Source organism: Pseudoalteromonas sp. A757 (assembly GCF_004103285.1).
GTDB classification, from domain to species: Bacteria; Pseudomonadota; Gammaproteobacteria; order Enterobacterales; family Alteromonadaceae; genus Pseudoalteromonas; species Pseudoalteromonas galatheae.
Genome location: NZ_QNQN01000062.1, coordinates 78,105 through 96,684 on the forward strand (window position 1 = coordinate 78,105; position 18,580 = coordinate 96,684).

The following is an 18,580-nucleotide window of genomic DNA, read 5'->3' on the forward strand; positions in this document are numbered from 1 at the left end:
CGTATCGTTTACGTGGATTACTGAGCTGTAAGTCGAGCATCGCTATCATACACAACCTATTCATCTCGCCCATTTAAGACTTGCGCGGATGCAATAGAACGAAATGATTACACGCTTAAAATTATTATTGCAATCGAGAGCGAAATCCGGTTGCGAGAAACACACCCACAATAGTTGAAACATACGCCTATCTCCCTTATTATAACTATAAATAATTACTTATTACTTTTTGTTATATCGGTAATTTGCTTATACCTAAAGGCTCAGTCATGACAGTAGAATCGGTGTTACCTCAAATATATCTAGATGCTAATGCAACAACCCCTGTATTAGAGCAAGCAGCAGACGCAGCATTGGTTACCATGAAAACCATGTTTGGCAATCCTAGCAGCAGCCATATTACGGGCTTACAAGCAAAGCAACTGATGGAGCATACTCGTCAAAAAGCACGTGCTGTTTTAGGTTCTGGTCATGGTCGAGTGATCTTTACCAGTGGTGCGACCGAAGGTATTCAGACTGGTATATTATCAGCTTTGTGTGCCGCGAAAAATAAGATACAACCACACAAAAAATATACACTACTTTATGGTGCCACGGAACACAAAGCGGTACCTGAATCACTCAAACATTGGAATCAAATTCTAGAAATTAATGCCGATGTTAAAGCCATTCCGGTTGATGGTGCTGGTAACCTAGATTTGGCATATATTGCAGATGAAGTACCTAATGCGCTAATGATTTGTACTATGGCCGTTAATAATGAGACCGGCGTATATCAAGACTTGAACAAACTAGAAGAAGTAATAAGAAAATACAATTCAGATATTTTTTGGATGGTTGACTGTGTACAAGCACTAGGTAAACGCAACCTAAACCTAGCGAGAACGACAATTGACTATGCACCTTTTAGTGGTCATAAACTCTATGCACCAAAAGGCATAGGTTTTGTCTATATTCGAGAAACTGCACCGTTTACACCGTTTATTGCGGGTGGTGGTCAAGAGAGCGGTTTACGCTCAGGAACAGAAAACTTGCCAGGCCTTGCCGCACTGAATGTTATCTTTGATGAACTGCTAAAAGAAAATGACAGTCGATTTGCAAACGTGGATAAATTACACGATTTTAGAAATCAACTGGCACAAACACTCAAAGATGCGTTCCCGACTATTGTATTTAATAATCAATTCAGTAATAGCGTTCCAACTACACTAAACTTTGCAATTCCGGGATTCAGTTCAAAAGAAATCATGGATTTATTTGATGCTGCAAACATCCGAGTCAGCTCAGGCTCAGCGTGTAGCTCAAAGGTAACACGCAGTTTTGTACTTGATGCCATGGGGCTCCCAGCTTGGCAAAGCGAATCGGCTATTCGACTGTCTTTTGGTCCAGCCACAACCCAAACCGAAATAGACGCGGCGTGCGAGCGCATTCTCCATTGTGCTCAGGCACTCGGTCACAGCTGTCTTATGCAAGCAGATAACGGTATTAACAATAAAGAAGCACTTGACGGTCTAGTACAATTCAAAGTGGGTGGTGCATGCTGTTGGCTGTTCGCAGATAAGCAGTCAAAAACAGCGATTATTATCGATCCTCTTCCTGAATTGGTCGAGCGCCTTAATACGATATTGGAATGCCAGCAGCTGACATTGCTCGCCGCGCTCGATACTCATGGGCACGCCGATCACAAATCGAGTCGAGCTGCACTCAGTTTACCAAAGCAAACATGCGATCATTTGGGTTGGCCAACTCAAGCCTCACAGATTGAATTTAAAGGCCAGTCACTCGAAGCGCTAGCAATTGGTCACTATCGTCTTGCAAAATTAGCCACTCCAGGACATACAGACGATAGCGTCACCTTTATACTATTGGAGCAACTACAGGGTGAGTACAGCATCAGATATGTTTTTTGTGGCGATCTGATCCTGATGGGAGCGCTTGGGAGAACTAACTTCTCCACCAGCTCATCGAAAGCGATGCTGCATAGCATTCAATCACTTGCTCAACTTATCGATACAGATACTTTGTTATGTCCAAGCCACGACTACAACAATGAATTTGCAACTACTCTAGCGGCAGAGTGCAATCGCAATTTGCTCCTAAATAATGTCCTTTACCATGACATTACGGTTGATGAATTTGTCGAGAAAAAGGTACAAATAGATAATAATATTGTTGATGAGGCAGGTAGTGAGATCATGTGTGGTGCAACTATTTGCAACAAAAATCAATTTGAGCTACACGAGTACACTACAACAGAGCTCAACACACATATTGCCAACAACGAAGAGCTGTTGTTAATTGACATACGTGAACCGCACGAATATGCCTTAAATCACAACAGCGCGTTTGATCACAATGTGCCACTCACCCGTCTTACAGACTTTATTTGCAAACATAACCAAGACAAAACGAAAAAATTGGTGTTGGTGTGCCGCAGTGGCAGCCGCTCACAAGTCGCCGCACAAGCATTGGCTAGACTCGGCTTTAATAATATCGGACATTTAAAAGGGGGGTATGCACTCATTCCTTCTGCATAACTCGCCCTGTTTCCTTTCTAAAGCCCCTATCGTGCTTGCTACGGGGGCTTTTCTGATCTCGACTTTCCCCGCCACCGTATGGATACCAGAAATGACTAACGCCAATTTGCTTGTGTTGAAGTAACCTGTGTTGAAGTGAGAAAATTTAGTCGATAACTCCACTTCCGCCCCCTACTATCACCAAGGTTACCGACATCCATGTCGGCAAGTCGGAATTTGCTCTTTCAAATTGAACATGTATTAGTGAAGTTGGTATAAACCTACAATGGCTCACAAAAAACCAAACCTACAATATAAAATATGCCCTATTTGCGAACGTCCGTTTTATTGGCGGAAAAAATGGCAAAGAGAGTGGGGTAACGTTAAGTACTGCTCAAAGCGCTGCGCTTCTGAACGGCGCTCAGGTATAGGACATAAAGATTAGGTCCTGTTATTCCTTGCTGATTGATTTTTGTTATCTTGGGTGTGTTTTGATCGCCCCCTCAATTTTACGCCAAGTGATCTAAGCAAAAGTTGAGCGATAATGGACAAAAGCCACCGAGGTGGACCCATTGAATAGCATTTCTTTGTGTGTTGCCCCACATGGAGGTGGGTAAGAGTACGCAGCAAGAGCGCAAAGTCTTTAGCCCCTGACTCACATAGAATATTTATGCTAGGCAGTCTCTGCCTCGTATAAGTACCAATTAAACTGGCGCAAAAACAAACTTGAAAGATAAACAGACTCTAAAATACATAGTAAATCTGGAAACTTAAGCAATCTGAACTGCGGATAATTAATGTCTTACTAACAGTCCACTTCAATGCTATCAACACTTAATTCTCCTTCGATAGCCAGCTATTGGCAGTCCAATTGGCGCTGCCTGTAGAAAGTAGGTACCTGAGCGGCCTCTGGGCATGGAAGTCGTATTTTCCTTAAACGCTTAGGCTAGACAGGGAGATGTATCAAGTTGTACTTTAACAACAATGAGCTAGAACATTCCTTATCCAAAACTCAAGTTAAATAGTTTATTATAATATTTGCAAATTACAAAATAATACTATTGATAATCACTCTCATCTACAATATCATTTGCGCGAACTTTGATCATAGGGATTAATAATGCGCTCACTTAAATACAAATATCCAACCTTAATTACCAGCATTGCACTGGCATTATCTTGCTCTGCGATAGCACAAGAACAAACAAAACAAGATAAAGATGACATTGAAATCATCGAAGTTAGTCCGAGGGGTCTGATTTCATACGTTAGCGCTACTGCATCAAAAACGGCAGTACCTATCGTCAAAACGCCTGTTTCGGTGTCTGTATTAACGGCTCAACGTATTTCTGATTTAGGTGCAGAAACACTGCAAGATGCAATTGGGTATGTTGCAGGTGTTTATAATGGGCCATACGGTGTTGATACTCGAGGCGATTGGTCTAAAATTCGTGGCGTTGATCCCCTACTCTATGTTGACGGCCTGCAAAAGTTGTTTGGTAATTACAACAACACGCGTACTAACCCTTATGCGCTTGAAAGTGTCGAGATCTTAAAAGGCCCTTCGTCTGTGCTTTACGGGCAAGGGTCTACCGGTGGTATCATCAACGCGGTATCAAAATTACCAAAAGCAGAAACTGAGGGTGAGATCTGGGCGCAAGTGGGCAACTACGACCGTAAGCAACTAGCACTTGATTACAACACCATATTTGGTAAGCACGAAGAGTATCAAGCACGTGCTGTCGCCATGTATCGAGACAGCGGCACACAGACCGATTATGTTGATGACGACACCTTGATGCTTGCGCCAAGCTTTAGCTGGCTTGCTTCAGATGAAACTAAAATTACCTTGCTTGCCAACCTTCAAAGAAATGAATCTGGCTCTTCAACGCAATTCTTCCCGCATGAAGGCACTATTCTACCTGCAAAATATGGCAAGATCCCAAGTGAACGTTTCGTCAGCGAGCCAGGCTGGGATAAATATGATACTGAGCAACAAGCGATCACCGCAATCGTTGAGCACAGCTTTGATTTAGACACGCATATTAAATTCTCCGGTCGCTACAGTGATAGTTCATCCGAATACCGTACCATTTATTCTTGGCCACCAAAATTTGAAGCGGACAAACGCACTATTAAGCGTATCGCCAGCCTTACCGATTCAAGTGCACGTAGTGTGACGATGGATCTGCAAATCCATAAGTATTTGGAACTGGATGCGGTGAAATTAACTATGGTGTCGGGTGTAGATTACCAAAATGCGGATACAGACTCTGATCGCGGCCGTGGTGTTGCAGCACCATTAGACTTATATAATCCAGTGTATGGACAAAGCACTGAGTTACCAACTGCGGTTGTCAATAACCCTGAGAATACGCTCAACAACAAACAGCTCGGTGCTTATGCGCAAGTCACTGCAGAAGTAAATAGCTGGGTACTTAATGCCGCACTTCGCTATGATGACCTTTCAAATCAACTGCAAACAGCAGGTGCAATCAAGAATAGTCAGAATGCCACAACGGGTCGGATTGGTGTGCTTTACCAATTTAAAAATGGTGTAGCGCCCTATGCTAGCTATTCAGAATCATTTAAAGCCGTATTTGGACAGAAACCACAAGGTGGCGCATATACACCGCTGGAGGGTGAACAAGTTGAGCTTGGATTAAAATATCAGCCAAAGGGTACAGAGCACCTTATCACAGCCTCTATATTTGAAATTAAAGACAAAAATCAAATACGAAAAGTTTCCCCTGAGTTTGAAGTACAAGATGGCGAAATCGCGGTAAAAGGACTCGAGCTTGAAGCCCAACTCGAATGGCAGTACCTTGATATTTATGCCGCTTACTCTTATTTAGATACGGAACAAGACGTTTCTCCGCTGTCTCCTACTGAACTCTTTGTGGCACAAGATTTAGTTACGTTAATCACAGATGATGCTCAGCTCTCAGCAACACCTAAGCACTTAGCTTCCATTTGGGCAACGTACCGCGCGGAAGAATGGCTTCCGGGGCTTAAGTTTGGAGCCGGTATCAGACATGTGGGAGAAACCTACGATGGCAGTCGTACAGTTGAACTAAACGGCCAAACACTACATCAGCAATTAGTGACCGACAACTTTACGCTTATCGATATGATGATTGGGTATGACATTGAACAATATCAATTCAGTTTGCAAGTTGATAATGTCAGCGATAAAACGGTTATCACCAGCTGTTTGTACCGCGGAGACTGCTTCTACGGACAGCGCAGAACCATTAGTGCTAACGTGAAGTACAAGTTTTAACGACTAGACTACAGAAATGGAATCGCCCTAGAACCGGTACCAACGGTTGTAGGGCGATTATTTAAAACTGATAACTAACAATTAAGCTACCATCAACACGCTTTTTATGATAATCGCTGCTTTCACCATAACCGCCAACCAGCTTAATACTCCACCCAGACTGATTTATACCCGAGAAGTGATAGCTATAACTTAAACCTGCGCCATTGGTGGTTTCTTCATCAAATAAATCAATAATTGGCTCAAAAATACCACATGTAATATCATCATCGTCTTCACATGTAGGGCCCGCATCTCTTGCTCCCAAAGCCCCCAACACTATACCAACCGCATGTTTGTTATTGTCAGACACAGCTCTCTCATAGCCTATAGAAAACCCGTCATCCAAACCGATAAGATAATTTCCATACCACCGACTATTACTATCGGTTTGTGGAAGAGAGAGTTCGACTTGACCAAAAAATGGGTACCCAGTACCAACAGAAAAATCTACTGAATTAGCGATAGTGGTAGTGCTGGCTACCAGAGCTGACAAGCCAAATGCCGCCCTCGTTAAAAATGAAAACATTTATCTTTCCTTTTATTATCAATCTTACAAAGGTAGCAGTAATCGTTCCTAAATAAAACACAGAAGATGTAAGAAATTGTCATACCAATTGCCTAATTAGATAACCTACCTTGATGTTTAAAAGTACTTATTAAATATACACTTAGACTTTCCATTGCACTTTTCATGTTTTAAGTAAAATGGATATGATCAAGTTAATAAAATAGTGAGCTCGGTAATTAGCTCGTCCACATCGGCGCGGCTCACTCCCATATGCGTCACAAATCGCATGCCTTGATATCCAGGAGTGATGTTAATGCCCTTTGTCTTTAACTGCTTTGCTATCGCAAAAAGATCAATGCCGGCTTCCACTTTAGCGAAGATAATATTTGTCTGTACTAAGTGCTTGCAGGGCTTAAACCCAGGCAGTTGCTCAAGTTTATCAGCTAAATATTGCGCGTTTTGATGATCTTCCTCGAGACGCTCTACATTATGTTGCAAAGCATAAAGACCAGCCGCCGCGAGCATGCCCGCCTGACGCATACCGCCACCAAGCATTTTCCTAAGCCTTCTCGCCTTTTCTATCAATGCTTTATCACCAAGCAATAAAGAGCCAATCGGCGCGCCAAGTCCTTTAGATAAGCAAATAGTAAATGAATCAAAGTGCTTTACGATTTCTGTGATATCAACCTTTAACGCGACCGCGGCGTTATAGACTCTTGCACCGTCAAGATGGAGCTTTAAGCCACGCTCGTCACACAGCGCTCTAGCTTGTGCGATATATTCTAGACTTAATACCTTGCCACCAATGGTGTTTTCTAAACTAAGCAGCTTAGTTTTCGCAAAATGAAAATCGTCAGGTTTAATCGCTTGCTTAATTCTTTCTAAGCAAATACTGCCATCTGACTCGTTTTCCAATGGTTGCGGCTGAATAGAGCCAAGCACAGCCGCTCCACCCGCCTCAAATTTATAATTATGCGCCTGTTGCCCGCACAGATATTCATCCCCTCTTTCACAATGGCTCATCAGTGCAAGTAGGTTTGCTTGCGTGCCAGAGCTGGTAAACAGCGCTGCCTCAAAACCATGACGCTCAGCAGCAAACTGTTCAAGTGCATTTACTGTTGGGTCATCACCATAAACGTCGTCACCAAGCGGCGCGTCAAACATGCTTTGTTTCATGGCGGGGGTCGGTTGCGTAACCGTATCAGATCTAAAATCCATCAATCTTATCCTTGTCAAAAGAGGAGCACACAGCATAACTGAAAAACGCGCATTGAAGTATAAAACCAGATGAAAAAGGGAGTTGTTCACTCCCTTCAAGATCCGTTACTTTCGCTGGGTTTATTGCAATCCAGGCCAAGTGCCATTATCAATGGCTTTAGGATAACCCGCATCCACTTTGTCAAAAGTAATGCTATATCTTAGATAGCGGCCATCATCTAAGAAGAAATAAGCACGCGTGTCGTTCCACTTTAATGCTGCACTTATCTTCGTTGCGTAGCCACCAAGTCCCGGCCAAGTATTATCGTTGATAGCTTTGGGATACCCACTGTCCACTCGGTCATCTCCCAAGTCATAGCGTAAATATTGACCATCATCTAGGAAGAAATACACCTTATCGGACGTCCAACGAAGGGTTGCGGTTATTTTATTTGCGTAGGCGGCAAGCCCCGGCCAAGTATTGTTATCAATTATTTTTGGATAACCTGCTCGTACCTTATCACTCTGTACGTCATAGCTCAGGTATTGACCATCCGATAGGAAGTAGTACACCGTATCACTGTCCTTATAAAAACTCGCACGAATTTGTTCTGCATAATCGCCAAGTCCCGGCCAGTTGCCATTAGTCACCGATACCGGATAACCATCATCCGTTTTATCAAGCACAGTATTGTAACGCCAGTAGCGCGCATCTTCAGAGAAAAAGTAGCTTTTAGTATTATGCCACTGATGCGCCGCGCTGAGTTTCAACTCGGTAACTCGATAACCAACATGCACACCCTGTTGCTCAAAGCTATAGTTATTGGTGCCAGATACGGGCTGCGGATCTTGCCACTGGGCAACACCTGCAGGCAATGTCTCAATCAATTGATTATTTCGATAAATACGCGTTTGCGCATTTGCACCATTTAGCCACGTAAATAGTTTATTGGCATAATTGAGTTTACGAATTCCTAAGTCACCGTGCATCGGCGTGCTTTCAAAACCCGCTTGCACATTTGTTTCAATGCCCATGTAAGATAAAATCGTCGGTACAATCGCTGTTTGTGCTGGATAGCCATATAAACCAGAGAAGTCAGTATTTGCAGGATTAACATCTTTTGAGCTAAATTCTTTATTCAACACTTTGTTGGTGGCAATAAAGATGGTTTTTTCCGGCTCGGTTTGCTCGCCATGATGACAGCCAACAACCGGTGTACGGCCATGATCGGTGGTGACCATCACCAACCAGTTTTCACCGCTTTGTTCTCTTGCTTCAACCGCATCAAGCAGTTTACCCAGTCGCTTGTCCGCATCTTCTACCGATTTATTGTAGGCAGAACCAAAGCATAAGCTGTGGCCCACAGCGTCCGGTTCATCTAAATGTAAAAAGACAAAATCTGGTGAGCCGCTGTTTAAGGTAGCCAGCGCTTTATTTAAATTATCGTCGTCGCTGCCTCCCTCCGATCTCCTGTCCATCAAGGCAACATCATCACTGAAGAATTGCGTATGAATGGGTCCCCAAGTGCTAAAACTTGAGATATCGGCGTTAGCATCATGTTCTGCGATGTAACGATAAAGGCTGGGATAGGCTTTGTTTGCTAGGCCTGAGCCGTTGCTCGGCACTTGATGCTTATTCACCCAAACCCCAGTTAAAATTGTCGCCCAGCCTGGGCCACTTTTGGTTTTTTGCTGTGTTTGTGTTTTTGCGATCCCGCCAGTGTAAGCTTGAGTCAGATATAAGCGATCAAAGTTTGGCGTATTATTGGCACCAATTTTTTCATATTGCAGGCCATCGATACCAATAAGCAATACTTTGTTTTCAAGTGCATCAACACTTGCAGTAAATGAAAGTGCAAGTAATGCACAGCTAAGCACGGGTAATTTCATTATCTTTCCTTTAAATGTAATTTTTTGGACTAGTCCAAGAAAGATGATAAATCCCAAACATGAATAACTGCTTACAAAAAAATTACATTAATATAGTTGACCGAGCAGGAAAAGGGCGAGCTAACTGAACGTTTTTTAAGTTCATTTTAAACTACATCCTAATCTAACTAGAGAATTTTAGAGGTTATTCCATTTTTTGTGCTGTATTGCAGCTCGAGGACTAGCGCTTGTTATACCAGTTGTATTACGTAACTGATCTATCTTGAAGCGGGGAAATAGCTTTAGTAGCACCGCTCTCGCGTCCTGCTACCGCTAAGGTACCTATATCCATATAGGCAAGGCAAAAATTTTGCTATTTAGTTGTTCTAAATGAGAAATTTTTAACGAAGCTAATATGCTATTTCACCCTTCAAATTGATTAGAGAATTAATTCAATTGGTATTACATTGCCCTTTTGCCATTAAGAATTAGGCGGTAAGTCGAACGCCTCGACCAAAGCCCACTCAAGAGCACAAAAATCAAACAGAAAAGGTCAACAGGCCCAAGCGTAACCGAGGCGTTTCATGTCGTAATTCCAGACATAGAGGCTTATTTTCTCTTTGGTGCACAATAGTGCCTTAAATTAGAGTTTGTCTCTACAAGCTTGCCCTTCTTTACTCAATTTAATACTGTATTACAAGAGTGGAAATACATTATTTATCAAGGAAGTGTCAAAATGGCAAACACTACCGAACAAGTGCTCAGTATCTACCCTGCCGCTGCACAAGAAAAAATCAGAGTATTGCGTAGACTTGTTATTCGAGTTGCCAGTGAGCAAAACTTTGGAGAAGTGATTGAAGCAATAAAATGGGGAGAATTAAGCTTTAGTGTTAAATCGGGAAGTCCTTTTCGTATGGCGTGGAAAGCCAAAACGCCTACCAATTTTCACCTTTATTTTCACTGCCAAACGAAACTAATAGATACATTTAGAGTACTATTTCCCGACGATTTACAGTTTGAAGGAAATCGAGCAATTGTACTCAAGTTAGAAGAAGAGATACCAACAGAGGTACTTTACCGCTGTATCGCCATTGCTATGAACTATAAAAACCTCAAGCACTTACCTTTACTTGGACAATGACACAAAACCTTATAAACCTAACACCTGAGAAAAGCCCACCGTTACCAATTTTTACAACCCTGTACTTCTTACCAGAATAAAACGTGAAAAAATTACTTGTGAAAACGCAAAAAACAAAAAACCAACTTAAAATCAAAACATTACAAACTTAATATGATGGCCCAAGCTTTGCTTACTTAGTGTAGGTAAACAATACTGGTGAGTTCGCAACTCAGCATTGGGACACACCAAAATCTACTAGCGCAACAATATGAGTAATGTAAGGAGTATAAAACATGACACCACAATCCGAGCTGCAAGATAGTTTTATTGACTTTGTGAACAAACAGCAATTTCCTTGCATTTGTGGTGGCAATAAGGCCGAATTAGCATTTAACAATGTTGAAGTTTTAGGCTTTGGCGATCTTACCTCTAGACATAACAACTTTAGTTTAATAACGAGCCTTTATTCTTTTGTCGAAAAGGTAGATTTTGACAACATGAAAAGTGCCGCGTTTGTTGCGGTTTTTGAGCAGAGCCGACACTTGGATGACAGTGACTTTAATAAGTCTGTGTGGCGTAAACTACAAGAATTGCAAAACCTGGTATCGCAGAGCACTCCAAGAGGGCCGCATTCTCAATCGTCAGATTGCAGCAGCAACTTTCATTTTAATTTGGACGGTGATCCACTTTATATCACTTGTTTAAGTCCCACAAGCGCGTCTAAAAACAGAAAGTTTAAATATCCAGCGATTGTTTTTAACTTAATGCCTCAGTTTGAGGTCCCCCAGAGTTTCCGCGTAGTCGAATCGCACGTGGAAACCCACAGAATTTAACGCGCATTGTACCAACGGAGAGGAATTAAAGATGAGCAATATCATGGTAATAGATTTCATTATTTACGTCGTCATAGGCATATTAACAACCTTGGGTTGTTTTGGTTTAATGAGTGCTTCAAGCGCTTATTCAGACCTAAGTAGTCCATCAAGGCCAACTAAGACCTGTAAGCCTGCTGCTGTTCGGAGCTAAGGTATGCAGAATTCAAGCTTTACTCCCTTTAACTATGTGCGAGAGAAAGGGAGTTTGCTTACATTTTCAAGCCACATAAATTACTTACCGGCAGCAACTAAACCAGCGCCAAATCCAAAAAACACGCCACCGCTCACTTTATTCATCACCGCCATGCTTTTCGGTGACGATAACTTAGTCTTGGCAAGGCCAGAAAACAGCGCATAAGAAATATGCACCATGAATACCAGCAAGCTAAAAGTGAAAATCAAAACCGTAAACTGCGGTAAAAATGCATTCTCAACATTGATAAACTGCGGGAAGATAGACAAAAAGAAGATAGCAGCCTTGGGATTGGTGATCGAAACAAAAAAGCCCTCTAAAAAGCACTTTTTCATCGTACCTGCAGCAATAGACTTGCCTATTTTACTCTCGCCTTTAGTTCGCCACATTTTGTAACCCAAATAGAAAAGATACGCAGCACCAATAAACTTTACGACCGTAAATGCCAGTACAGAGCTGGCTAAGATAACACCTAAACTTGACGCAGATATTGCAGCAACAATCAAAATCCCAAGTGCAACACCACAAATACCAGCTAAGGATTTGGTAAAGCCTCTTTGAATCGAATTATTGATAGTCAACATCACAGCAGGCCCTGGAAGTAAAATCGTCGCCAATGCAACACCTATAAATAGTAAATAATTATCCAAAATAATAAACCCTTAAAATGAACCATGCTTTTCACATCATTACACTAAACTAAATATTAGCCAAGCGGTATAAAATTCGGCGAGTCAAGTTCAGCACTTTAATACCAACAGCTTTAATTCTCCAAACAATTTGCAGATCAGAAAGCACATTGACTTAATACAGCTTGGCTAATCCACCTTGACGATACGGAAGTGTTACTCGAGGATAAATTCAGATTATTGCACTCACCTCTCAAACGGCACAGCATTGAATTTACTAAGCTATACCTTCGTGGTCACACCACCCAAGTGCAGTGTTTAGCTATGCTGATAACGCACCAAAGATTGTGCAATTTTGTACAAGACTTTTTGAGTGAAGACAGATACGCTTTTCATCAATAGGGGAGAGAATTATGCAACACTCAAAGTTTAGTTTTCACCGTGAACTCGGTGGCCTAGAAGTACTACACAACATTGATAAGCAGGAAGACTTTGGTAGACATAGCCACAGCGGCTATACGCTTGCCCTAGTGGATAGTGGTGCGCAACGATTCTACCGCAGCGGCGGTGAACACTTAGCGAGTCAGCATAGTGTCATTTTGATTAATGCAGAGCAGGTGCACGACTGCAAAAAGGCATCCCAAGATAAGTCTTCGTACCGCTCACTCTACCCAACACCTGAACTATTTAATCAGCTTCTTGGTGATGGCAAGGCAATGGCTCCTTTTTTTCATGATGCAGTGGTACACGACCGAGCGCTTGCGGCACTCATGAATACCACTTTTAACGTCCTAGAATGTGATACCAGCGTACTTGAAAAGCAGTCTCAACTTATTACTCTGCTATCTTATCTAAGCAATAAGCAAGGCAAAGTCACATTCGATAGAAAAATCCCTTCGGTGAAGCAGCGAATTACCACAGCACGCCATTTTCTTTTGGATAATTTATTTGAAGATGTATCACTCGACTCCTTAGCGAGCCTTGTCGGCATGAGTCCCTTTTACTTTATTCGCGTGTTTAAGGCCCACACTGGCCTCACTCCCCATGCCTTTCAAATACAACACCGGCTTAATCATGCCAAGGCATTACTGCGCAATGGCAAAAGTGTCTCCCATGCAGCATTAAGCGTAGGCTTTTATGACCAAAGCCACTTCAACCGTCATTTTAAAAAGAATATGGGGATCACTCCCAGTCAATATAGCAAGGCTTGTTAATATGAAGGTCGCAGTATGCAAAGGCTTTTGGGATATGTTGCCATTAAATCTCGCCGTACTTCCTTGGGGGATATTGTGTGGCTCCCTTGCTGTACAAAACGGCTTTACACCGCTCGAGGCACAGTTAATGTCGTTACTGGTTTTTGCAGGCTCGGCGCAGTTAGTGGCAATAGAGCTTATTGCCAAAGACACGGCGCTTATCACCTTGCTTGCGACTACCTTTATTATTAGCGCGAGACATTTACTCTATGGCCTTGCTATCCGCAACAAAATGATAGATAAGCCCCTTAAATGGCGTGGCCCGATTGCGTTTTTTCTCACTGACGAATTGTTTGCATTTTCCCATCACCATCGTGCCTATCAAGGCAAACTTCGGCTAGTGTATGCGCTCATCGCAGGTGGTAGCTTTTATGTTGCATGGAATCTGTGGACGCTCATTGGTATTGTTGCAGGTCAGTTTTTACCTGACTTGACCAACCTTGGCTTAGACTTCGCGATTGCGGCGATATTTATTGCTTTAGTGGTCCCGAGTATTAACGCATTACCCGTGCTATGTGCTTGTTTAACGTCGGCCGTAACTATCCTAGTGTTCAAACTGATCCATTTTGAATTTGGCTTAATCGCCTCAGCACTGCTCGGAATGTCGGTGGGATATGTGCTACAAAGTAAAAAGGAGCGTGTATGATCACTACTATTTTGGCCATGGCTTGCGTCACGTTTGCAACTCGATATTTATTTCTGGCAAAACAACTGCCTTTTACTATCGGTCCTAAACTACAGCGCTTTTTAAGTTTTAGCGCCCCTTGCGTACTGACTGCCATTTGGGTACCCATTGTATTTATTCAGGACAAGCAACTTGCCATCACACCAAGCAATCCCTATTTGGTCGCCGCAACGGTCGCGGTAATACTGGCGTTTCGCTTTAAAAACCTCTATGTCACCACGTTTGGGAGCTTAGCTGTGTTTTACTTGCTGTACTAAATGTGAAATGGTTACGGCCGTTGGATTAAACCCTAAACGCATGAGTGCCGTTTCATCCTCTGCTGTACTCACGCAAACTAAAGGGCGCTGGTTTAGCGCTTCGAAGCGCCCTGTCACATGGGCTTCACGGCCAATTGCAGCAAGTGGAAATACCATATCACCTTGTTCAACTTCGATATTTACATCTAGGCCATTTGCTATTCGCAGCGTCATCCAACAACCTAATTTTCTGCAAACATGAGTGACCACCCCTTTTACGGTCACAAGGTTTGTTGTGTAGTCATTGAGATTTGGCAAGATGTGCTCTGCCTCGACTAACTTAGACATGTCTGCACCACCGGCAAATTCAAGCGGACTTGAAAAGCTAAACCGAGAAAATACCGCCAAAGAGAGTGCTGTTAGTTTTATCGTATCCTTCATCATTGCGACTCCATAGCTTTTATCACTATTACCTCATCAATTGCTTACTCCTATAAAAAGTTATGGAGCATCAATCATATAGCTATATAAAAGTACAATTTGCAACTAAAATCAACACAAAAGTTAATAAAAAGTAAACTTAGAAATTAAATGTTTTTGAAATTGACGCCACAAATGTAGAATCTGCATAGGAATCAATATCATTGCTTTCATAACCCAATGAAAAAGACCAAGTACTAATCGAGTAAGTTCCAGTTAGATGCCAGTGGGTATAGTCATCATCACCCGACTCCCATTCGTATTTATCACTATCAAAGCTCATTGAATGGTCTACCCCGAGCGTCAGTGACCACCGCTCTGTGATTGGGATACTATGCGTGAGCATCACTATCCCGTGAGCAGCCCCTGTTCCAAAATAATCCCATGCATACCAAAAGTCTAAATTTGTCTGGCCGTAATTAAACTTTGCAAAGGCTTCTGCATAGTTGTAATCAGAACTCACATCATCACCATGGTAGGTATATTGCGAGAGGCCAACATCAAGCTTTAATTTTTCAGTTAGCGAAAATTTGTAGCCACCGTACAGATCTCCTTCTAAATCCGTACCATCGCCAAAATCTACTTTAGACACCCAGCCTCCGGCATACCAACCACTTTTTCCAAACCAATCTAGACTGACTTGAAGCGCTTCGTCTTCCTTAGTTTGACTTACGCCGTTAAATAAATAGTCGGAAGCCAATGTGACGGTAGAGGATGTTGTCGCATTGACGAACAGTGGAGTAAACAACAATGGCAGCAGCCAGGATTTTTTCATCTTTGAAATCACTTTTTAATTAGAGTCATCTCAAGCATAGACCAGTTTTATTGATCTATATCCATTTACAACCCGCCTTACAAAGATGATAATAAGAATGATTTTTAATTAAGGAGTCAATATGAAAACCTCTCTTTCTGCCACATTGCTTAGCCTCGGTGTCTTTCTTTTTTCTCATGCCGCATTAGCAAATGAATGTGAACTCAGCATCGAAGCTAATGACATGATGCAGTTTTCTAAAAAATCACTCAGTGCACCATCTAGCTGTAAAGAAATTTCAGTTACGTTAAAACATACAGGGAAACTGGCGGCAACAACCATGGGCCATAACTGGGTGTTGAGCAAAGCAGCTGATGTTCAAGCCGTTGCGACCGATGGTATGTCAGCCGGCGCAAATAACAGCTATGTAAAACCAAACGATAGCCGCGTTTTAGCTGTATCTAAGGTAATTGGCGGTGGCGAACAAACCACAGTGACTTTTTCTACAGAGCAGCTAAAGAAAGATGAAAGCTATAAGTTTTTCTGCTCTTTCCCTGGCCATTTCGCGATTATGCAAGGTACGTTTACACTTAGCTAGAAATACTTAATAGCAGGGAATAAACCGTGAATTTCTACAGTTTCGCAGTGTCACCCTGCTAATACCGTATCACTCACTTCTCTAATTTGAGACAATTATTACTCAAGCCTTGAAGAATATCCCTATAATCATTACAATCAATTGCAAACAATAATGATTATCACCATCATGAGCTTTTTCTCAATTATACCGTTTTGGTTTGCCGCCGTATTGCTCTATCTGGCAAGTCCAAAACAACGATTTTTGGCTACACCTATTAGTAAACTCGCGGCATACCCTGTAGCCATTCTACTAAATTTATCAGGCCTTGTTATTTTAACTGTGCAGTACCCTTTGGTCTCTGCAATGTTAGCAGCACTTGTTATCTTTATGTTTAGCTTAGTTTCAGTGACTTTGTTAAGTGGATACCCAATTAAACGCTTCTATCTCAGTTCAACGTTGGTCTTCTTATTATCTCTATTTGTAGGGGGAATAAGTTATGTGGCCTAAAACCTTACTTGGGTTTTCGTTGGGATTATTGCTGTCTATCTCCTTGGTGCTAAATCTCAATTTGCTATTACCATTTTCTGAATCGGCAAAACTCATGCTGGGTCTGATCTTGGCCTTTCCTATTTGGGCGGGCATTATCGTTTGGGGCTACGGATTTCCAAGTGCCAAAGCCGCTTGCAAGCCACTATTTGCCATTTTTATCCCTTCACTACTATTAAATACAGCATTACTGTTAATGAGATAAATAATGAAAAATCAAACACTAAAATCATTAACCGAAGCACACGCCTGGATTGGACTCATTATTTCAACGGTATTATTCATCGTTTTTATCACAGGCTCGCTTAGCTTATTTAGAGATAATATTCGGGGCTGGGAGCGTGCACCTCTGGCTGTACAATCAAACGAGTCAATAACTACAATTTCCTATGATAAAGCCATAAACTCTATCCAACAACAATACGATGTTGATACCGATCATGGTTTTTTTATGCGAGAGCCAACGCCTCATAACCCGTTTATTGAAGTATATTTCGCAACCCACTTAGACCAGCCCCACCCGATCACCGGGGAGGATCATCAGGACCAACATCTGTTGATATCACCGCAATCTGGTGAGGTACTTGCTGATGCCGATAAGTTTGAGTTTTCGACATTGCTTTTTGAACTTCACTTCGATTTGGGGTTAGGCAGGCCTGGGCTCTACTTCGTTGGTGTCATTACGTTATTTTTCTTCGTTGCTATACTAAGTGGTGTTGTGATCCATTGGCGCAAAATTGCTAAAAACTTCTTTCAATATCGCGCCGAAGGTAAAAAAGACAAATGGCTAGATGCTCATAACTTGATTGGCACAATAGGTCTGCCTTTTCACATTATGTATGCCTTTACAGGGCTTGTTTTCAACCTCGTTATTATTTATCAAATTTCATACGCCGTGCTGCTCTATGGCGGTAACCAAACTGCATTACTGCAAGCGGCTGGGTTTAACGAGCCAAAAATTGAGGCAATAAACGAAGCACAGCCGATGCAGGGCATCGATCAACTAAGAGCTCAAGCACGAGCTAAACTTGGAGATGTAACCTTCACTATGGTTGAAATTAGTCACTTTGGTGACAAGAATGCAGTGGTAGGCTTTACAGCAAAAAGCAATGATGCTTTCTCTAATATTAAAGAAATTCAATATAAGCTAAGTGACAGTTCACAAGTTTATCTCACAGAAAACAACTATGATAATGCGGTACGAGCGGGGCTATCTACCATTGCAAGTCTACACTTTGGTGATTTTGCTGGATATGGCATGCGACTGGCGTTTCTATGCCTTGGACTTGCAACCGCCTACTTAATTGTTACTGGCAATTTAATGTGGATTGACAAGCGTGCGAAGCAGAAAAAGCAAAGTCCTAAAAGCCTAATGTTTGTTAAAAGACTGACCAGTGGCAGTTTTATTGGGGTAATTTTAGCGGTAGCTGTTGGCTTTGCATTAACCACTTTACTTCCAGTAACACATACCGACAAATTAGAAACAGTAAAGTCCTCTATGTATATGGCCTTTTTCTTCTCCCTGATAAGTAGTCAATTTGCCAAAGATGTTTTGTCCTTTAGCAAGGTGTTATTAGGGCTAAGTGGTATTAGCTATTGCTTAAGTTTAGTGATGAATTTGGCCTACTTCGGTAATCAATACAGCTTATTACCGCTGCAAACTAAAGTAGACTTCGCGATTGTGATTGGACTGATAGCACTAATGGCCTTGGTTTGTTGGAAAACCGTGTCACGGATCAACGCCGCAGCGCAAGCCACAAGCGCTGCTTCGTCAGAACAAACTTCGCCCCAAACTGCGAACTAATACTAAT

At 42.1% G+C, this 18,580-nt stretch carries 18 protein-coding genes; 12 read left to right on the forward strand and 6 right to left on the reverse strand.

Annotation, left to right across the window (positions count from 1 at the left end):
* Nucleotides 1-269 precede the first annotated feature (269 nt).
* The 3 genes from DRB05_RS06505 (at nt 270) to DRB05_RS06515 (ending at nt 5,799) form a co-directional block, all read left to right on the forward strand.
* On the forward strand, nt 270-2,537 hold the full coding sequence (locus tag DRB05_RS06505; RefSeq protein WP_128726211.1) for an aminotransferase class V-fold PLP-dependent enzyme: 2,268 nt from the start codon (nt 270-272) through the stop codon (nt 2,535-2,537).
* A 265-nt stretch (nt 2,538-2,802) separates the two neighbouring features.
* Nucleotides 2,803-2,961 (forward strand): DUF2256 domain-containing protein, encoded by a 159-nt coding sequence (locus tag DRB05_RS06510; RefSeq protein WP_128726212.1) that lies wholly within the window; start codon nt 2,803-2,805, stop codon nt 2,959-2,961.
* Between the two features lie 675 nt (nt 2,962-3,636).
* Nucleotides 3,637-5,799, forward strand: a complete 2,163-nt coding sequence (locus DRB05_RS06515; protein ID WP_128726213.1) for a TonB-dependent siderophore receptor — start codon at nt 3,637-3,639, stop codon at nt 5,797-5,799.
* Between the two features lie 61 nt (nt 5,800-5,860).
* Here the strand turns inward: DRB05_RS06515 and DRB05_RS06520 are convergent, their stop codons facing one another.
* From DRB05_RS06520 to DRB05_RS06530, 3 genes are all read right to left on the reverse strand, one after another.
* Nucleotides 5,861-6,367, reverse strand: coding sequence for a hypothetical protein (locus DRB05_RS06520; RefSeq protein ID WP_128726214.1), 507 nt, complete (start codon nt 6,365-6,367; stop codon nt 5,861-5,863).
* A 189-nt stretch (nt 6,368-6,556) separates the two neighbouring features.
* Complete coding sequence (gene ltaE / locus DRB05_RS06525) at nt 6,557-7,567, reverse strand: low-specificity L-threonine aldolase (protein ID WP_128726215.1); 1,011 nt, start codon at nt 7,565-7,567, stop codon at nt 6,557-6,559.
* Between the two features lie 120 nt (nt 7,568-7,687).
* Complete coding sequence (locus tag DRB05_RS06530; protein ID WP_128726216.1) at nt 7,688-9,436, reverse strand: hemopexin repeat-containing protein; 1,749 nt, start codon at nt 9,434-9,436, stop codon at nt 7,688-7,690.
* A 715-nt stretch (nt 9,437-10,151) separates the two neighbouring features.
* On the opposite strand from DRB05_RS06530, the gene DRB05_RS06535 reads away from it, so the two are divergent.
* Nucleotides 10,152-10,556, forward strand: coding sequence for a DUF1801 domain-containing protein (locus DRB05_RS06535; protein ID WP_128726217.1), 405 nt, complete (start codon nt 10,152-10,154; stop codon nt 10,554-10,556).
* A gap of 275 nt (nt 10,557-10,831) precedes the next feature.
* Nucleotides 10,832-11,371 carry a YqcI/YcgG family protein gene (locus DRB05_RS06540; protein ID WP_128726218.1) on the forward strand — a complete coding sequence of 180 codons (540 nt, stop codon included), beginning with the start codon at nt 10,832-10,834 and terminating at the stop codon, nt 11,369-11,371.
* 273 nt (nt 11,372-11,644) lie between these two features.
* Here DRB05_RS06540 and DRB05_RS06545 read toward each other — a convergent pair whose 3' ends face one another.
* Nucleotides 11,645-12,256 (reverse strand): LysE family translocator, encoded by a 612-nt coding sequence (locus DRB05_RS06545; RefSeq protein ID WP_128726219.1) that lies wholly within the window; start codon nt 12,254-12,256, stop codon nt 11,645-11,647.
* A 392-nt stretch (nt 12,257-12,648) separates the two neighbouring features.
* Between DRB05_RS06545 and DRB05_RS06550 the strand changes: the two genes are divergently transcribed.
* The 3 genes from DRB05_RS06550 to DRB05_RS06560 are packed head-to-tail and all read left to right on the forward strand — an operon-like array spanning nt 12,649 to nt 14,430.
* Entirely contained in the window at nt 12,649-13,449 is an 801-nt protein-coding gene (locus DRB05_RS06550; protein WP_128726220.1) for an AraC family transcriptional regulator, read from the forward strand.
* A 1-nt stretch (nt 13,450) separates the two neighbouring features.
* Nucleotides 13,451-14,134, forward strand: coding sequence for an AzlC family ABC transporter permease (locus DRB05_RS06555; RefSeq protein WP_010607477.1), 684 nt, complete (start codon nt 13,451-13,453; stop codon nt 14,132-14,134).
* Entirely contained in the window at nt 14,131-14,430 is a 300-nt protein-coding gene (locus DRB05_RS06560; protein WP_039491726.1) for an AzlD domain-containing protein, read from the forward strand. The genes DRB05_RS06555 and DRB05_RS06560 overlap by 4 nt, the downstream gene beginning before the upstream one ends.
* On the opposite strand, the gene DRB05_RS06565 is transcribed toward DRB05_RS06560, so the two are convergent.
* Both DRB05_RS06565 and DRB05_RS06570 read right to left on the reverse strand, forming a co-directional pair.
* The gene (locus DRB05_RS06565) at nt 14,404-14,853 is read right to left on the reverse strand and encodes a DUF4920 domain-containing protein (protein WP_128726221.1); all 450 of its coding nucleotides are present in this window, start codon (nt 14,851-14,853) and stop codon (nt 14,404-14,406) included. The two genes, DRB05_RS06560 and DRB05_RS06565, sit on opposite strands and share 27 nt — an antisense overlap.
* Before the next feature lie 136 nt (nt 14,854-14,989).
* A complete protein-coding gene (locus DRB05_RS06570) occupies nt 14,990-15,664 on the reverse strand; it encodes a TorF family putative porin (protein WP_128726222.1) in 675 nt (224 codons plus the stop codon).
* Between the two features lie 121 nt (nt 15,665-15,785).
* On the opposite strand from DRB05_RS06570, the gene azu reads away from it, so the two are divergent.
* The 4 genes from azu to DRB05_RS06590 all read left to right on the forward strand — a co-directional run bounded on the left by azu (nt 15,786) and on the right by DRB05_RS06590 (nt 18,573).
* The gene (azu, locus tag DRB05_RS06575; protein WP_128726223.1) at nt 15,786-16,241 is read left to right on the forward strand and encodes an azurin; all 456 of its coding nucleotides are present in this window, start codon (nt 15,786-15,788) and stop codon (nt 16,239-16,241) included.
* Nucleotides 16,242-16,394: 153 nt separating this feature from the next.
* Nucleotides 16,395-16,730, forward strand: a complete 336-nt coding sequence (locus DRB05_RS06580) for a hypothetical protein (RefSeq protein ID WP_128726224.1) — start codon at nt 16,395-16,397, stop codon at nt 16,728-16,730.
* A complete protein-coding gene (locus DRB05_RS06585) occupies nt 16,720-16,974 on the forward strand; it encodes a hypothetical protein (RefSeq protein ID WP_095729233.1) in 255 nt (84 codons plus the stop codon). Before DRB05_RS06580 ends, DRB05_RS06585 begins: the two co-directional genes overlap by 11 nt.
* Before the next feature lie 3 nt (nt 16,975-16,977).
* Nucleotides 16,978-18,573, forward strand: a complete 1,596-nt coding sequence (locus DRB05_RS06590; RefSeq protein ID WP_128726225.1) for a PepSY-associated TM helix domain-containing protein — start codon at nt 16,978-16,980, stop codon at nt 18,571-18,573.
* Nucleotides 18,574-18,580: the final 7 nt, after the last annotated feature.

Excerpts from the sequence above, each read along its gene's own strand:
- DRB05_RS06505 (WP_128726211.1), top strand. The coding sequence starts at position 270 with ATGACAGTAGAATCGGTGTTACCTCAAATATATCTAGATGCTAATGCA.
- DRB05_RS06510 (WP_128726212.1), top strand. The coding sequence starts at position 2,803 with ATGGCTCACAAAAAACCAAACCTACAATATAAAATATGCCCTATTTGC.
- DRB05_RS06515 (WP_128726213.1), top strand. The coding sequence starts at position 3,637 with ATGCGCTCACTTAAATACAAATATCCAACCTTAATTACCAGCATTGCA.
- DRB05_RS06520 (WP_128726214.1), bottom strand. The coding sequence starts at position 6,367 with ATGTTTTCATTTTTAACGAGGGCGGCATTTGGCTTGTCAGCTCTGGTA.
- ltaE (WP_128726215.1), bottom strand. The coding sequence starts at position 7,567 with ATGGATTTTAGATCTGATACGGTTACGCAACCGACCCCCGCCATGAAA.
- DRB05_RS06530 (WP_128726216.1), bottom strand. The coding sequence starts at position 9,436 with ATGAAATTACCCGTGCTTAGCTGTGCATTACTTGCACTTTCATTTACT.
- DRB05_RS06535 (WP_128726217.1), top strand. The coding sequence starts at position 10,152 with ATGGCAAACACTACCGAACAAGTGCTCAGTATCTACCCTGCCGCTGCA.
- DRB05_RS06540 (WP_128726218.1), top strand. The coding sequence starts at position 10,832 with ATGACACCACAATCCGAGCTGCAAGATAGTTTTATTGACTTTGTGAAC.
- DRB05_RS06550 (WP_128726220.1), top strand. The coding sequence starts at position 12,649 with ATGCAACACTCAAAGTTTAGTTTTCACCGTGAACTCGGTGGCCTAGAA.
- DRB05_RS06555 (WP_010607477.1), top strand. The coding sequence starts at position 13,451 with ATGAAGGTCGCAGTATGCAAAGGCTTTTGGGATATGTTGCCATTAAAT.
- DRB05_RS06560 (WP_039491726.1), top strand. The coding sequence starts at position 14,131 with ATGATCACTACTATTTTGGCCATGGCTTGCGTCACGTTTGCAACTCGA.
- DRB05_RS06565 (WP_128726221.1), bottom strand. The coding sequence starts at position 14,853 with ATGATGAAGGATACGATAAAACTAACAGCACTCTCTTTGGCGGTATTT.
- DRB05_RS06570 (WP_128726222.1), bottom strand. The coding sequence starts at position 15,664 with ATGAAAAAATCCTGGCTGCTGCCATTGTTGTTTACTCCACTGTTCGTC.
- azu (WP_128726223.1), top strand. The coding sequence starts at position 15,786 with ATGAAAACCTCTCTTTCTGCCACATTGCTTAGCCTCGGTGTCTTTCTT.
- DRB05_RS06580 (WP_128726224.1), top strand. The coding sequence starts at position 16,395 with ATGATTATCACCATCATGAGCTTTTTCTCAATTATACCGTTTTGGTTT.
- DRB05_RS06585 (WP_095729233.1), top strand. The coding sequence starts at position 16,720 with ATGTGGCCTAAAACCTTACTTGGGTTTTCGTTGGGATTATTGCTGTCT.
- DRB05_RS06590 (WP_128726225.1), top strand. The coding sequence starts at position 16,978 with ATGAAAAATCAAACACTAAAATCATTAACCGAAGCACACGCCTGGATT.